Below are 16,592 nucleotides of genomic sequence, written 5' to 3'. Positions count from 1 at the left end.
GTGTTGCCGGAACAGTGATTTTTCGTTTTGTCAGACTTGCGGGCGCTGAACCTTGTCTGGCTATGGCTTTAGGGCGGTTTTGGCTTCCCAGACTTAGCCCAGACTTGGTGCAGACTTGGTATAGACTTGCCTCAGTCCTGTCCAGACTTGCGCAGATCATACGGGGACAATCAGGCCACTTAAGTGCGCACTGTCGCCGTCACCGTCCCAGAGTAGTTCGTATTGCAACAGGTGCCCGCGACTGCCGCCGTGGATCAGCAGGTATTCCATGTCGCTCAGGCGCTGGCAATGCAGCTTAAGCTGGCTGTCGCTCCAGTTCGTGTAAGCGCGGATATCCCGCCGGGTAAAGCGCACTTCCCGTAACGTCTGCTGCCCGGCCGCGGCCATGTCGTTCGCCATCTGCTGGATCAGCAATAACAGTTTGCGGGTCTGCGGCGGCATCTCGTCGAGCGTCCGGCCTAAGATTTCATGCGCGAGCTGGTTCGCTAATTTGATATCTTCTTTGGTGACTTCGATATAGTCCAGTGTGTTGCCGCGATGCTCTGCCGTTTTGATTTCCCGCTGGTACTGGTGCAACAGGGCGATACTCTGGATAAGCGTCAGGTATTTCATATGGTCACGGCGGGTGCGGGTTTTGTCTGACATAAAGGTCAGTTGGTGCGCATACGGATTGACGACATTCAGCGGTTTCAGCAACCGCTGGGCGTTCTGGTGAAGCTGCGTCAGATAGTCCCGCTCGTTCTCGGCCAGCAGGCCTTCGAGCGTCTGCTTCTGGCGCTGTAACGCATGGATGGCTTCGGTCTGGGCGCGGGATTCATTGACCGTCAGCACCAGACAGCGGTTCAGCAGCTCTTCATCCACATCAATGGCGGTCGTGGTCAGCATCAGCATCACCGGACCTTTGACCGTGTAACTTTTGGTAACGAGGTTTCCGGTCGCTTCGTCTTTGCCCGTGCTCGCCATCGTTAATTCGCCATCCGACTGCAACAGTTTCAACGCATAGGCCGCCTGCCGCACGCCTTCTTCTTCCGCAATGGCGAGGATTTTATGCTGGAGATTGGTTTCACCGAGGTAAAAGAGACTTTGCCCGGTCATGGCGCTGTACTGGATGCGTTCTTCTTCCGGTATCAGGTTCAGTACCGCCTCCATTAAGCTGCTCTTTCCCGCGGCGCTGCTGCTCTGGATCAGGACGGCTAACGGTTTGGGCAGTTTGCGACTCACGGCCGCCAAAAAACCCGCCAGTAAGTTAGTGGATTCACCGACCACGCCACAGGCGGCTAAGTCAGCGGTCACTCGTGCTGTCAGATAGGGATCTTGCAGCAAGGCCAGTGCCGCTTCCCGTTCAGCGATCCCCATCGCCGGTACGTGGGGTTCGGTGCCTGAGGTGGGTTGCTGTTGCCCCTGTTCGACGGCCAGTAACACCTGCCCCAGCGAACGGCGCAACTCAGCCTCTCCCAGCCCCAGTTCGGTGGCGGCCAGTCTGGCATAGCTGTTTCGGCTGCGGGCACTCATCAGGTCAACCCCGTCGGCGAACAGGACGCCGCTTTGTGTGTCCAGCACCTGCGCATTGAGTTTCATCGTGGCAGCGCCTGCTTTGACTGCGCCCATGCCCCGTAAGCACCATTGGAGTGTGCCGATCGAGATAAGCAGCTCGCCATGCTCACCGGATTCACAGACGACATTCGGCGTCACGCTGGGTACGGGTCCAGCGGCTAAAGGGGAAGCGGGTTCTGGCGCGGTGTCCGGCTCAGCCGTCTGGCGCTCAAGGGCTACCATATCCGCTGCATCCTGCATCGGTACAGCACTCTCAATCAGCAGGGCAAAGGCCGATTCGGGTTCGGCCATCTGACACAGGTATTCGTTGGCATCCATTTCCGGCGGGAACACCACGCGCAAGGGCGTGATCCCTTTAGCAACCAGTGCTGCCGCCAGTTTCACGGCCGCATCATTGCCGGCGGTATCATTATCAAAGGCGATCAGCACCTGCTTAATGCCGTGCTGTTCGAACGCCTGCCAGTGATCCGCGATGACGCCGTTCACCCCGTAAGCGGCTGTCACATTGCGCTGCCCCGTCACCCAGAACGACATCGCATCAATCAGCGATTCGCACAGGATCAGCGTTCTGGAGGCACCCAGCGCCGCTTCATTCCAGACCCCCTGATGTGCCCCCGGCAGGTACAGATGACGGATAATGGACTGGCGCTGGTCGTCGCCGATTTTGCGCCCGTACAGCTCATGTACCTGCCCCTCAGCGCCGATAACGGGCACAACCAGCGATCCACGCAGATGCTCACGCCCGTTCTCCCGCAGCACCCCGGTCGCTATCAGGCGGCGGCGGATCTCCTCGCCGGCTTTGACTTTTTTCGGTGGCAGACGGTAGCCCAGCGTGCGGTTGGCAAAGCCCAGCTTAAACTGCGCGACTAATTCAGGATGGTTGAGTCGCCGCTTCGCCAGATAGGCCTGTGCTTCCGGGGCATTCAGCAGCGTATGGTGATAAAACGCAACCACCCGTGACAGCAGCACCGGTTGCCCGAGGGTCTCATCGGCCAGCTCCGCAGGCTGCACCAGCGGCTCGATCGCCGGATTGTGCCCCAGCACGGCACGCAGGCGTTCCACGGCATGGCGCAGACTTAACCCTTCGGTTTTCATTACCCAGTCGAGCACCGAACCGCCTGCCCCGCAGCCAAAGCAGTGATAGAGATTTTTGGCGGGCGTGATCATCATCGAGGGCGTTTTCTCCTGATGGAACGGGCACAGCACAGTCATATCCTTACCGCGCTTAAACAACTGCCGCCCCTGCTGCTCAATGACAGCCACTAAGGAGACGGCGGATTTCAGGTGTTGCAACTCTGCTTCGGGAATGCGAGCCATAAAGTGACCTTCCTAAAATTGCGTCAAGATTCCATTGCTCTTTTATTTAGTATCCGATAGGATACCGATATAAAGCAAGCATTTTTTGGGGGATAGAATGAAGGCAAATTTCTCTGACTGGTTTAATTCAATGAGTATTGCTAACAGACTCATCACCCTGCGCAAGCAAAAAGGCTTATCACAACAGGCATTAGCGGATGCTATCGGCATTCACGTGACACAAGTAAAACGCTATGAGGGCGGGATTTCGTTACCGTCTCTGGAAGCGGTTAAGAAGATAGCGCAGACATTGCGAGTCACGACAGATTCACTGATATTTGAAGACGATGAGCTACAACCTGATAGCGATTTAGCTCTACAGTTTCAGGCGATCAGCAATATGCAGCCGGAACAGCGGCAGGTGATAAAAGAAGTACTGGAAGGCATGATCATTAAGTATGAAGCTGAACGCTGGTCTTCCAAGATGAAGTAAAAACGATTAACGCAACGTATTCGGGCGGGCACCCGAACACGCTGCTCACCACAAGCAACTACCAAGGAGTTGAATGATGGCTAAGGCGCATTCTAAGCAAAACCGTGCCGTAAATAAAGCGACGAAAACAGAACGTTATTACACCGTGGGATACGTGCCGCAAAATGACAAGGCCAATGCCCCGCCTGCAATCCATCTTAAAGGGCAATGGCTTAAGGCCGCAGGCTTTGATATTGGTGGCACACTCACCGTCAAAATACTGGAGGGCTGTCTGGTGCTTATTCCTGACAGTGACGACACCCGCACCATGAAACAACAGTACCAGCGCCAGCAAGACCAGCTCAGCGAAATTAAGCTGCGGATGCGGGAACTGATTGGCGATTACAACAGCAACTAAGGGCAGGGAGTGAGCCGCTCTTAAAAAGAAGAAAGCCGGAAGATCACGGGGATCTTTCCGGTTTTGTATTTTCTAACTTAGACTTGAAAAACCAAAATCTATATACCCTTCAGAACTTATGACAAAACACCATTTTTTATCATCACTAAAAAAATAATGGTGTTGTGGTACTTTATTGATAACAATAAAAAAAATAGACTCAAATTGTTCAGGAGTCATAGCTATTGCAAAATCTAAAGATGAGTCATTTATGTAGTAAATGACGTTACTATTAGAGATAAGTTCATCAATAGAATGTTCCTTGATAAATTTGTCTGTTAATACTTTTAAATCATCATGTTTTTTATATAAACAAGTCTGATGATGACGGGTCTTTGACCAATCTATCTTAGATCCTTTCCATGCAAAAGAATCAGATAAAGAGTCAGCAAGTTTCTCCCAATCATTTATTATTGTAGGTGGATTAATCTGTTGATTTATTTCATTTATAATTTCTTCATCAAGAGTCATGATCCTCTCCGTGGTTTTGATGGGTGATCAAATAATTTTTGTAGTTTAGTAACGGTTTTTTCTGTTGCATCAAAAAGGAAATGTTCACCTTTATCTTTTCCACTAAAGACATTGATATGAGCACCACTTCTTTCATCATATTCAATCCTGAAACCAGTTTTTCCATCCATTGTAGTCATTCCTACAGGTTGGTTTTTTGTAGCTCCGAATTTCCCAGTATTCACTTTTTCTGCTTTAAATCCTCTATCCGTAAGCCAAGCTAAAGCCCTATTTCTTGCTTGCTCGAATGAGTCTTTAATTGTTGGACATTTTTCCAGCCCGAAAGGATCAACAAAATTGACCGGATTATCGACATAGCCATACGGATTCACCCCGCCCAGCAGCCCGATGGGGTCGGGGGTCAGGTACTGTCCCGTATTCCGATCATAGTACCGAAAACGGTTATAGTATAACCCACTTTCCTGATCTTCGTACTGTCCCATAAACCGTAGGTTACAGTTAACATGATAATCCGCATCATTGGAAGCAATGACCTGTGAACGTTCCGCCTTACCCCATGTGGTCAGCCGCTGTGCCCAGACCAGCCCGCCTTCCTCGTTCAACATCTCACGCGGTGTGCCCTGATGGTCACTGACAATATAGTGTAGCTTGCCGCACTCAAAACGTGCTGACGGTGTCAGGGTGCCCGGTTCGTAGAGCCAGCGGATGCGCTGATCTTCCACTGGCGTGCCATCCGCATAAAGCGGTGTTTCCTCAATAAGCTGGTCGCCGCTCCACAGATAATCATACCCAGCAGTCGCATTGACTTTGGGAGCCAAATCCGGTTTACCATTCAGCCAGCGCTGCAAATTAGCAGCCGCTAGTTTCCCATCGTGCACTTTCAGCTTGCGGATACGCCGCCCAAACGCATCGTATTGATAGTGCCAGCGCGAGCCGTCCGGGGTTTCACATTGCGTCAGTTGATTCAGCACATCCCAGCGGTAGCGCCAGATTTGCGGGCGGAAACCGTCACGCTGCTCGGTTTTTTCGACCAGCCGCCCGTTGTCATCATAGCGATAACGAATATTGCCCCGCTGTACCACCCGTCCGGCCTGCTGGCGCTGGTTAATTTGTGTCATCGCGTCCTGAGCAGCCATCGGAATATGCTGGCTCAGGTTACCGTTGGCATCATAACGGAACTGTTCTTCATACGGGCGGGAGCCATCGAACAAGGTATGCAATATCTGATCGTTGACGTTGTAACGATAGCGGGTTTGTCCCCAGCGGCTGTCATCAATCACCCTGACGTTATGGGCACGATCATATTGCCAGCTACGGTTTACCGCGGTTGCTTGTGGCGGGAAGTGCGGGTCATTCTGTGCCAGCGTTTCCCTGAACAGTTTAGTCGCCTGGCCCGCAGATTGGTGCGCCAGCAACCCCGTCGCAGTGTAGCGGCTGGCAAGGATAAAGCCGTTGGCACTTTCACGTACCGTTTCCCGTCCCAGCGCATCATGCTGAAAGGTTAATGGCGCATGCTGGTTGAACTGAAAATGGTTCAGCGCCCCCGGCAGATTATAGCCAAAGTGTAGGGTGTTGCCATCAATACTCTCGCTGACCGGGCGTCCGGTTAGGCTATCCCATTCGCGAGTAATCTCTCGTCCGTTGATACGTTCGCAGGTGGGCAGGCCAGTGGTTTTGTTGTACTCATATTCCACTATCGCATCATCATTGATGGCTTTAACTAACTGATGACGGTTATTGTATTCGTAGGTTGTGGTTGCTTTGAGTACTAGCTGGTTATCTTCCGGCTGCCAGCTTTCCTGTTTAGCCAGTGAACCAGCGGCAGAGTAGTGCCAGCGTAACTGTTGACCATCTGGGTATTGTGCCTGAATGCGGCGTCCCAGCTTATCGTACTGATAATCGATAGTACGTCCGGTAAAGTCGGTTTCGCGGATAATCTGTCCGGCGACATCCCGCTCATAGCGGTAAGTTTCACCGGTGGAGGCGGTAACCGTACTAAGGCGGGTTAAACGGTCATAGCCAAATTTCAGGATGGTGCCATCAGGGCGGATAACCTGATTAAGCAGGTCAAAAGCCCCGTACTGGTAACGGGTGGTACGGCCTTCACCATCGGTAGCTGCTACAACTCGCCGTTCACTGTCGTAGGTGAGTTGCTGGGTAGCACCATCCGGCAGTTCCACTTCGGTCAGGCTGCCATTGAGGCTGGCGTGGGCGTCACTGTAGCGGTAACGGGTTTGGTGCTTGAGGGCATCGGTAATTTGACGCAGACGGCCTAGTTCGTCCAGTTGCAGATTGGTTGTTTGACCGTCCGGAGTCATCACCGCCGCCAGCCGCTGCTGTTCGTCATAGGCGTAATGCCACTGGCGACTATCAGGCAACAAGCACTGGCGTAATTCACCGTGGATGCCGTATTGGTACTCTTCTTTATGACCGAGCGGATTGGTCAGGGCTGTCAGATTGCCCTGCTCATCGTAATGAAACTGCCAGCATTCCCCGGTGGGCAGGATGCTCTCTGTCAGTTGCCCGTGTTCATCATAGCCATACGCGAAGGTTTCTCCGGTCGGCAGTACTATTCCGGTCAGGGCGCCATCGGGGTTGTAATCGAACGTGGTGATACCGCCTGACGGATCGGACTCCCAGACGATTTGGCTGTGACGCCACTGGCGGCGGGTGATGCGTCCCAATGGATCAACTTCACGGAGAACCAGTCCGTTATGATCATAGTGATGTTGGGTTTTACCGCCCTCCACATCTATATAAGTAGTGATACGGGCGCTATCATCATAGAGAAAACGGTCGTTCCAATAGCCACTGGGTGAAGTTGTACTTAGAACCCGCCCTTGTTCATCATAAGTGAGGTTCAGATCGGTCTGGTCGGTATCATGCCAGCGGATCATCCGTCCCTGAGAGTCATATTCATGCCACAGGTGATTGTGCTGAAAAGCCTCACATTCGTTCAGGTAGCCCTGTGGATCATAGTGGCAGGTCACCAGCCGCTGTTGCTTGTGCTGTTCAAGATAATCCACCGTCTGGAGCTGTTGACGCTGATAACCGAAGATCAGACGGAAACCATCTGTGCGTGCCACTTCAATCAGTTGTGACTGTTTATCGTAGATAAACCGGATAGCATTCTGGCGCCGATCGGTGATAGCCGACAGTTTGCGGGTGTTCCCGACGGCGTGATTGAAATGGTAGGTAAGCTGGGACTGGCGATCGGTTAGTTTCAGTTCACCCGTTAATTCTCCAGTCAGCAGGTAATGGGGAATATGTTGGTTACGGGCGAGTACTTGATTATCCGGAGTGTTGAAATCATAGATCACCCCGTCTGCATCAGTGAAATTTACTTTACCGTCGGCTAGTACCAACTGGCGTGACCAGTCATCAGCCCATTTAGGGCCAAACAGGCCATTGAACCTAGAAGTGGAGCGATAGGTGCGGGTTAGGGTAATGGGCAATAAACCCGGAATGGCAATAACCGGCCAGACTTGCAGGAAGTCACCGGTGGCCATATCGACAGGTTCACCTTTTACGTTACAGGTGCCATTGCAACTGCCTTCTTTGTTGCCTGACGGGGTAGCGTCATCATTATGTTGTTGAGTCTCTTTTTGCGGTTGTTTTTTGTTTTGTAATGGTTTTTTGATTTTTGTCCCCACTTTGGCTCCTGCTTTAGCATCCCCTTTGATAAATCCGCCAATGCCTGTAGCAGAAGAAACTCCAGTAAGGATCAAGGCACCACCTTCCTCGGCATCGCTTTTCATTTCCATCTTAATTGCATCAGCATTGACCATATCAACTGCCTTTTGCTGAAGGTCAGAAATTCCGACAGGAGCGACTCCCATATATCCCAATGCCTGTTCAACTACAACGGAGGGGGTTGTTGCGGCTATAATCGCTCCTTTGCCAAGGAGTTCTGCCATTTCCGGAATGGTATTCCATAGCTCTTTTCCTGCTCCGATAACGGCTGCTCCCGGATTATCCCAAGCCGCCTCTAGGTTATGTTTACTCTCATTAGCCCATTTTTTGATGTCATCGGCGGTTTCCTGAAACCAGTCAACGGTTTTATCCCACATCCCTTTTTCCGCCGGAGCCTCAGGTTTAACGGCGGGATTAGCATCATGAGGTGTGTTTTGGGCGGCACCAGCTTGCCCGACAACACTACCCAGCGTGTTACCTTCACCGGTCTGGCTGTCGTCTCGTGGCTTTTTAGGCAACGCTGCATTGGGTCCGGGATGATCGTCCTCTTCTTTCTCTTCTTCCCATTCTTTCTTTGGAAACTCACCGCTTTTGAATTTTTCAACGGTATCTTGAGCTGTTTTTTTAAAAGATTGGGCTTCGAAGTCAGCGTCTGCCTGATTATAGTAAACGTCTAATTCGGGATCGTTTCCGTAATCACCGTAAAAGCGAGAACTTTGTCGGTATAACGAATCAGCATTGTTTAATGCTTGCTCCGCCTCAGCCTGTGTGCGGATGTTAAATTCTTTACAATATTTTTCGGCTTTAACATCGGCGCTATTCAGTGTGACAATAATCCTTTCTGACATGGTTTCTCTTCCTTATGCCCCATTCATCCAAAACTTATCCCCGTGGCGCAGCACCAGTTTATTGCCGGCGCGTACCGTGCGGGTGTGATCTTTCGGGTGGCACTTACCCCCCACCGTGCCGCTTTTAACGCCATTCGCCACACCGGGTTGATCACCGAGGGTCTGCGGTACAAAACTCTGGGCAAAGACCACCACGGGTTTGCCGTTGGCGCGCACGGTTTTCTCCGGGGCTGAGCTGTCTGCCAGTTTCGCCACCACTGGATAGGGAATCGGTGGTGTGGAGGAACCCATTGGGGTTTTGCACACGTCCGGCAGCATGCCGATAATCATCCATGTGCCGGCGGTACGGGCGATGTAGTTATCCGCCATGCGTATTCTCCTCTTCCAGTGGTGCCAGTTTGAGCAAAGGGGCATCCGGGTTGATTTCAAACCGGGCTTCGGCGACCCGTACGGGTAGGGATGCTTTGAAGCTCAATCGGCAGGTCATATGCAGCGTCCTTGCTTCGCTGTCGATAATGAGGGTGTCAGGGCGCATCGGAATGGGCAGCAGCATGCCGTTGTGCATTCGCAGCAGGATAAACGGACGATGCCCCGGCAGGGTGATATGTAAGTCTCCGTTGGGTGTCAGGCCGCTCAGGGTGATGGCGATATCGGTTTCAGTCCAGTCAATCTGCTGGTCAGCCGGTGCACCGTTCCAGTAGCCAAAGTTAAAATCTTTCGGCAGATAAGGATGGCGGTGCTCCAGCCATTCGGCATCGTAAGTGCCGGCAAGCTGACGGCGGGGTAGCCACGGACGGCCGATAAATCCCATTCCTTGTGGCTGACAAGCCGGCGTATCAGCCGATAATGTATCGGTCAGTTGAGACGCAAAATGCTGGGCAGTGAAGGGGGCATCCGGTCGGATAATGCGTGGCGCAGGGTAACGGGTGGGTTGTTTGGCGTTAGCGTACCACGGTGTGATAAACCCCGTTCCCAGTGGATTGGTCTCACAAACCGCATGAGCAACAGGCGCATTTTCCCCGTCTGGATACTGCTGACGTTGTTCTGGTGTCAGCCGATCACTTTCCTTGAGGTATTCGTTGGCCTTATCATCTGCATGAATTTTGCATTCACCACCAAAGGCGTAGCGATAATCCAGCGGCAGAGTAGTAAAGGGTTTTGGCTCAGTCAGTTTCCAGTTGCCGTTGATGTCACGGATAAATTCCCGTTCACCGGTGACGGTCAGGGTTTTGTCGAGCAGAGTCTGACCCTGCTTGTTCTTTACCTGCAATCGCACGGGAAATTCAGTACAGGGGCGACCGTCAGGCGTATACGCTGTGCCGTTAACAATCACATCGCAGCGTGGTTTAAACGGTGCAAGATCACTTTCCTGTAGCACCTGTGAAGAATTCATCTGTCCGCGGTATTCATCCTGTAAACATAAAGGTGGTGCGGGCAGTAGCTCGGCGAGATATTCTCCCTGTCCGGCGGGCAATAACTGGTAACCCATTTTCATCACTGCGACGTGATGCTCGGTATCTTCGATATCAAACATCTGGTAGTTCATCACCGCAAAGGGCGTCAGGTTACGAAATTCCATCTCGGTATATGCTCCTTAGTTCAGGTCAATATCCTTGCCAGTGATTTGTACCGGGCCGCTGGCCTCAAACTTGAATTCGCTGCCCTGAATGGTGATGCGTCCGGCACTGTCCATGCGTAGGGTGCTTTTGCCGCATGTCAGTTCAATCACGTCACCGGCATTAATGGACAGGGTATTGCCGACGGTAATGGACTTGTGGCTACCGACCTGCTCTGTCTGGCTTAAGGCCACGGCGGTATTCATGCCTGCCCCGACGGTAATGGCATAACCGGCACCGACTGTCAGGGTACGGGAGATGCCGACGATTTCATTGCTGGTCAGCTTCACCGTTTCTTGCTTGTGCTGGTTAACCTTAATGGTCTGGTTTTTCTCCACGGTTTCGCTGTGGTTCGCCAGTACATGCGTGTCACGGTCATTGAGCACTTTGGTGTTCATGTCCTTCTGGGCATGGATAAACACTTCTTCGCTGCCCTTCGCATCCTCAAAACGCAGTTCGTTGAAGCCCTCGCCCTTGTGAGTGTGGGTTTTGAGGGTGGTGCGGGTTTTCTCGGCCGGTAAATCCAATGGTGGGCGGTTGCGCCCGTTGTAGTTGCAGCCAGTTACTATCGGGCGGTCAATATCGCCATTCAGATAAGAGACAATCACTTCCTGCCCGATACGGGGGATAGCCATAAAACCAAAGCCGTTGCCGTTCCAGCCCTGTGCCACTCGCACCCAGCAGGAAGAACCATCCCCCGGTTGGTCGTAGCGGTTCCAGTGGAAGTGCACCTTAATCGCACCGTGTTCGTTGACAAAAATCTCCTCCCCTTCAGGGCCGACGACTGTTGCCAGTTCATCCCCGTCTGCCATCGGTTTGTAACGGTACGGCGGACGCCAGTCATCTCGCCCGGGAATAAAGGTGACATTGTTGGTCAGGGTTGTGCCTTCTCCCGCAATACCAGCGGCCTGAGGCTGTGAGCCGTGATGGGTCACGGTCACTACCTGCCAGCGGTCATTCATGGCGGCAACAGGGTGGGATTGTAGGGTAAAGATTTTACCGGGGCGCAACTGAATACAGTTGGTATTCGCTGAGCCGAGCTTGCTTTCACTGTTAAGCTGATTTAACCGTGTATCCCCGAGCGGCTGGCCTTCTTTGCTCCACGGGAAGCGGCCGTAGCTTTCAAATACCGGGTGTCCGGCACCGTTCGGCAATACTGATTTGGGTTGCAGGGGCTGGGAAGGACGCAAGTAGTTGTAATCCTTGTGGAGATACTCATCCGGACAGAGGAATTCACCGTATTGCCACTGCCATGCGGTTGTGTCGGTATCATCGGTATTGTGCTGGGCGTTGTAGGTCAGGGTCAGACCGGCGGTCATCCCCAGATGGGAGTCGCTGTAAAACAACTGCTCTTCTTCAAACCAAAAAATCATCCCTTCTTCGGCGGCCAGCCGACACCAGAAATCATAGGCTGACTCGCGTTTCTGGGTGGTGTATTCCCGCACCGGATGGTGGTCGGCATCGTCATAGAACTTGTTGCCCGACTTGATGCGGTGCTCTTTGAGCAGTTGCTTCAGGATATCCGGTACGGACAGGCGCTGGAACAGGCGGCTGTCCTGATTGAGGGTCATGCGCCACATTTCCGGACGGATGATAAAGGAATAAAACGTTTGCCGCCCGTCGGTATTGCCCTGTGAGGCTCCGGCCACAATGCCGTTGACGGTGCGCTCCACTTTGCCGTTGCGCAAAATGGCGAGTGAGGCATAGGCACCCAACTGGTCATTGAGGACGATGTTATCAAGGGCACTGACCACGTTCAGGCTTAGGTGATAAAGCTGGGACAACCCTTCCTGTAAACTGAAATCCACCACCTGAAAGGTGGTTGGGGTGAGCGAGCCAATCTGGCAGGTAAAGACTAATCCATCCATTATTACGTTTCCTTACATGATGGGACGATAGCCCTGAAGGGGGCTGGGAGACAGACACCAGACGGTACCGGAGGAGGTGCCGGTGACCGTCATCCGCAGACGCATATCCTGTGAGAGGCAGAACGGTAAAAACTGGTACAGGGTGTTGGCAAAGCGAAACAACTCACCGGCACTGGCGAAAGTGCTATCATCTAGGCTCAGTTCAATATGCAGGCAGCGATAGGGCTGACCGCGGTAAATCCGGTCTCCGGGCGTAGACTGAATCGCCATTATGGCGGCGGTCATGCGCTGGATATCACGGTGGATCGGCCGATCAAGGTCGGGATAAAAATCGTAATCCCGTAAAAGCTACCGGAGCGCGTCCACTGAATGCAGCCAGAACAGGCTGGCGGAATAATGGGACAGCAGCGCCCAATGGCGGTGGCTGTCGGTCACCGGCGGATAGCTCAGTGAGCAGGGAGTAAGATTTTTGACCTGCAAGCCATCGGGAATGTTTTCATCCGCGTGGCAGATATCGCCCGCAACCAGCTCCGGCAGACGGCTGTCAAATGCCACAAAATGGCAGGTAAATTCCCGTTCCGGGGGTTGTGCCATCAGCCGGGCGTGGCTGTCGTAGAATACCAGCGCATATTCCAGACGCCCCAGCGCATCTCGGGTGATATCAAGGGCATAGAACCACTGTTCTTCCCCTGTGTCGCGGACAAAATGGCTGAGCTGGCTGATGGGGGCAAAGGTGCAGCGCTGCCCGCGCGCTTCTTCCGGTTCATCTTTTAGTTCCAGACGGGTGACGTGCAATAGCGCTTGTCCGTTTGGTAAGGGCAGTGGGTAGCGGGCTGTTTCTGGGGCAAAGGGGAACGTGACTTGTGCTTTGCGTTCCAGATTTACTACCGGCACACAGTGCAGCCGGAAGGCCTCTGCCAGCTGCGATTCAGACAGCGGCAACATATCATCGAAGATAAGGGTAATACTGAACTGTTGGCTTTCTGTCATGGACAGGCGACTGCTCATCACCGTGGGCAAAGCCAGCGTCAGGAAATGGTGCACATGCGGTAGGTAAAGGGATTCCATCAGCATCTGCGGTGCCCAGTTGCTGGCAACGGCAATCGGCGGAGAAAGCACCAGCCGGTCAGTGCCTGACAATGGTGAAAAACCCAGCGGTTCAGCCGGCCAGACCTGCCCGTTGTGGTGTAGTTCGGCGTTTCTGAAATGGTGGCACAGAGCCAACATCAGCGTATCCGCCACGGCTTCATCGGGACTGAGAAACAGGCTCAAGGGTTTAATCGGCCAGTGGTCTTCCTTGCCGATGTACTGAAAGGTCAGGGTCAGGCGGGTGGTGTCCAGCTGATGGGTTAAATGCCGCGCCACCAGAGCCAGCGGTTCAATCGCGCAGGTCCGGCTGGTGATAAACGGTACACCACTGCTTGTTGTGACTGTGGTGCCCCGCGGCAGGGTACAGGAAAAATCAACATCGGTTCCGCCGTCAAATTGCACCACACTGGTAGCAGGAATGCCCTTGACAGTCTGGGCCTGCAAACGTTGCAACAAGGGCAGCGTGATTTCAGGGAAGGCATCATCGATTTTCTGGCGCTGACGACCCATTAATGCCGCAAAGCCCTCATTCAGCCGCTCAATATCCGGGTCATGGCCGCTGAGGCTGTCCGCCAGATGCGGTTTTTCTTCAGCGGTCAGTTGTTCGAGTTGTCGCAGGTAATGACGTTCCTGCTGGAAATAAGATTCAAATAAATCCAAAATTACCTCTTGCAAGTTCGGTACTTAATGGAAGATGTTCTTCGTGAAGTTTTTAACTCTTATTCGAAAAATAGTTGCTTATAGAATAAACAGCATGATAATTGCAGACAAAAAATTTCTACTGAAATAAATAATTCAGTTCATCTATTACTAAAAAATAGTAATGAATATTAAATGACATTTAAGTGAAAATAAAATAAAACTAAACAAAATGAACTTCATTATCCAGCATCACAGGGATAAAAAGTTAAAATTATTGCTAATTTGGATTTATAATCTAATTTTTTATGCTTTCAAAAAGCATTCATCTGGCTTGTTTGGGTTTCTTGTTTTTTATTTTATTGATTTACAATAAAAAGATATTTTTTTGATTTAAAAATATCATGATCATTTTAAAAAAGTGATCTTTGTCACATTATTATCTTAATAAAGTTATATTTTTAACGATATCTTAATGGAAAAGATTTTGATCATTATCGAAATGACTTGAGGTCATTTTATTCTGTAAATATGCATTAATTATTGATTAATTAAATAGGATGGTGGAATTAATGGGAGAATTATTATAAATATTGCTTAGGGATATATGCATTACTATTATCATTCCAGTAACACATATATCTCATAATTAAAATCAGTCAGCCAAATCAACTTGCTGATTATCAATCAGTCGTGTTTGTCCTAACCATGCCGCCATCAAGATCACGGCTTTTTTGCTTTGTTCTGTCAATGGCATTAGGTTTTCTGCATCACGAATAAATAACTCATCCGGCATAAAGCCTTCTTCACGCAAATGTGCAGATATCAGTTCAATGAGATGTTCTGTATTCCGTTCGCCATTTTTCAGCTTTTCAGCTGCACACTGCATAACTTTATTTAGCAAAGGCGCAATTTCTCTCTCTTCAACGGACAGAAGATTATTACGTGAACTGAGTGCTAATCCATTTTTATCACGGACGATAGGTACGGAAACCAATGTAATATCGTAAGCCATATCAGCGATCATTTTGCGGATGATTTGCAATTGCTGGAAATCTTTTTCGCCGAAATAAACCAGATCTGGTTGGATCAGATTAAACAATTTACTGACAACGGTAATGACACCACGGAAGTGTCCCGGTCGGCTGGCACCTTCAAGTATATGGGAAAATTTTGGCTCTTCGACAAAAGTTTGGTTGCCGTTTAAGCCATCCGGGTACATTTCGTTAGCGTTGGGGGCAAACACTAGCTTGACATTGCGACGGCTCAGTTTTTCACAATCTTCCTGTAATGTGCGGGGATAATTGACCAGATCGTCTTCTCGATCAAATTGCATTGGATTAACGAAAATGCTGACGATAACGACGTCAGCCTGTGCTTTGGCGGTATCAACTAACGCCATATGACCATCATGCAGGTTTCCCATTGTGGGGACAAAAGCAATACGCTTGCCCGCTTGACGCCAGCGGCGGATTTCCCGGCGTAAAATTGGGATCGTTTCTATAATCAGCATTGCTGTACTCCTTTAATTAGCAGTCATGCTGGAGAATAATCATTTGAATGAATGTGCCTGGTCGGGATAGGCTCCACTTTCTACCTGTTCAATGTACAGGCGGATGGCATCCCTGATATTGCCAGTTTCTTTGAGGAAGTCTTCGGCAAATTTGGGCGGTTTTGCGGTGATGCCTAAAGCATCGTGCATAACCAGAATCTGAGCATCAGTACTGTTACCGGCACCAATGCCAATCACTGGAATTGTGGTTAGTTCTTCGGTAACTTGACGCGCCAGTCCGGAAGGAACGCATTCTAACAACAGCATTTGCATCCCTGAATCTTTTAGTGAGATAGCATCGGTAATCAATTGATTGGCTGATGATTCATCACGTCCCTGAACTTTATAACCCCCAAGGATATTGACGGATTGTGGCATCAGGCCTAAATGAATACAGACAGGAACAGAACGCTCGGTCAACATTTTCACTGTATCACTGAGCCAGCTTCCACCTTCAATTTTTACCATATTAGCACCGGCACGCATCAATTTGGCTGCATTCTCACAAGCTTGCTCTGGTGTGGCATAACTCATGAATGGCATATCTGCGATTAAGAAAGAATTAGGGGCACCTGCGCGAACGCAACGAGTATGGTAAGCAATATCTTCCAACGTGACAGGTAAGGTTGAATCGAATCCCTGCACAGTCATGCCAAGTGAATCGCCAATTAACATGACATTGATGCCTTGTTCGGCGAAAAGATGGGCGAAACTGGCATCGTAAGCGGTGATAGTAGCGAACTTGCGTTTTTCTTTTTTTAACTGACGCAGGTCAGCCAGGGTTGTTGGTTTCATTATTATCTCCTGAATAGTTATACCCTTTATTTTCAAATGGCTGTTTTGTTGTCTGCAATTTGAAATTTAATTGGGTATAGAGCCTATCCTATTGGGGACTCCCAAAATATCCGATAGGATAGGCCCCAATTATCCAGAAATAGGCCATAGCTGTATGAGATATTGGATTACTTTTCCTTCATAAAACTGTCGTGTTACAACGATAACTAAAATGATGCACTATAACTCAAATTAGTTATAAC

At 50.7% G+C, this 16,592-nt stretch carries 12 protein-coding genes; 2 read left to right on the top strand and 10 right to left on the bottom strand.

All coding sequences use genetic code 11. The features are described 5' to 3' along the window. Positions 1-156: 156 nt before the first annotated feature. A complete protein-coding gene (locus tag BM135_RS03470; RefSeq protein WP_092517854.1) occupies positions 157-2,871 on the bottom strand; it encodes a CHC2 zinc finger domain-containing protein in 2,715 nt (904 codons plus the stop codon). Between the two features lie 130 nt (positions 2,872-3,001). On the opposite strand from BM135_RS03470, the gene BM135_RS03465 reads away from it, so the two are divergent. Both BM135_RS03465 and BM135_RS03460 read left to right on the top strand, forming a co-directional pair. Next, positions 3,002-3,343: a helix-turn-helix domain-containing protein gene (locus tag BM135_RS03465; RefSeq protein WP_339385128.1), complete on the top strand. Its 342-nt coding sequence runs from the start codon at positions 3,002-3,004 to the stop codon at positions 3,341-3,343. A 76-nt stretch (positions 3,344-3,419) separates the two neighbouring features. Further along, a complete protein-coding gene (locus tag BM135_RS03460; RefSeq protein WP_092517850.1) occupies positions 3,420-3,740 on the top strand; it encodes a SymE family type I addiction module toxin in 321 nt (106 codons plus the stop codon). 72 nt (positions 3,741-3,812) lie between these two features. On the opposite strand, the gene BM135_RS03455 is transcribed toward BM135_RS03460, so the two are convergent. From BM135_RS03455 to panB, 9 genes are all read right to left on the bottom strand, one after another. Continuing rightward, entirely contained in the window at positions 3,813-4,250 is a 438-nt protein-coding gene (locus BM135_RS03455; protein ID WP_092517848.1) for a hypothetical protein, read from the bottom strand. After that, positions 4,247-8,791 (bottom strand): RHS repeat-associated core domain-containing protein, encoded by a 4,545-nt coding sequence (locus tag BM135_RS03450; RefSeq protein WP_092517846.1) that lies wholly within the window; start codon positions 8,789-8,791, stop codon positions 4,247-4,249. Before BM135_RS03450 ends, BM135_RS03455 begins: the two co-directional genes overlap by 4 nt. A 12-nt stretch (positions 8,792-8,803) precedes the next feature. Then, entirely contained in the window at positions 8,804-9,160 is a 357-nt protein-coding gene (locus BM135_RS03445) for a DUF4150 domain-containing protein (RefSeq protein ID WP_092517844.1), read from the bottom strand. Beyond that, positions 9,150-10,370: a DUF2169 family type VI secretion system accessory protein gene (locus BM135_RS03440; protein WP_092517842.1), complete on the bottom strand. Its 1,221-nt coding sequence runs from the start codon at positions 10,368-10,370 to the stop codon at positions 9,150-9,152. Before BM135_RS03440 ends, BM135_RS03445 begins: the two co-directional genes overlap by 11 nt. A 15-nt stretch (positions 10,371-10,385) precedes the next feature. Then, a complete protein-coding gene (gene tssI, locus BM135_RS03435) occupies positions 10,386-12,275 on the bottom strand; it encodes a type VI secretion system tip protein TssI/VgrG (RefSeq protein ID WP_092517840.1) in 1,890 nt (629 codons plus the stop codon). A 12-nt stretch (positions 12,276-12,287) separates the two neighbouring features. Beyond that, positions 12,288-12,545 carry a hypothetical protein gene (locus BM135_RS03430; RefSeq protein WP_092517839.1) on the bottom strand — a complete coding sequence of 86 codons (258 nt, stop codon included), beginning with the start codon at positions 12,543-12,545 and terminating at the stop codon, positions 12,288-12,290. Positions 12,546-12,623: 78 nt separating this feature from the next. Beyond that, entirely contained in the window at positions 12,624-14,024 is a 1,401-nt protein-coding gene (locus BM135_RS03425) for a type VI secretion system baseplate subunit TssF (RefSeq protein ID WP_092517838.1), read from the bottom strand. A 634-nt stretch (positions 14,025-14,658) separates the two neighbouring features. Next, complete coding sequence (gene panC / locus BM135_RS03420) at positions 14,659-15,516, bottom strand: pantoate--beta-alanine ligase (protein ID WP_092517837.1); 858 nt, start codon at positions 15,514-15,516, stop codon at positions 14,659-14,661. A gap of 39 nt (positions 15,517-15,555) precedes the next feature. Continuing rightward, positions 15,556-16,350, bottom strand: coding sequence for a 3-methyl-2-oxobutanoate hydroxymethyltransferase (gene panB, locus BM135_RS03415; RefSeq protein ID WP_092517836.1), 795 nt, complete (start codon positions 16,348-16,350; stop codon positions 15,556-15,558). Positions 16,351-16,592: the final 242 nt, after the last annotated feature.

The organism is Xenorhabdus japonica (assembly GCF_900115195.1).
GTDB classification, from domain to species: Bacteria; Pseudomonadota; Gammaproteobacteria; order Enterobacterales; family Enterobacteriaceae; genus Xenorhabdus; species Xenorhabdus japonica.
The sequence above is the reverse complement of the archived record's forward strand: the minus strand, read 5'-3'. Positions and strand labels throughout refer to the sequence as shown.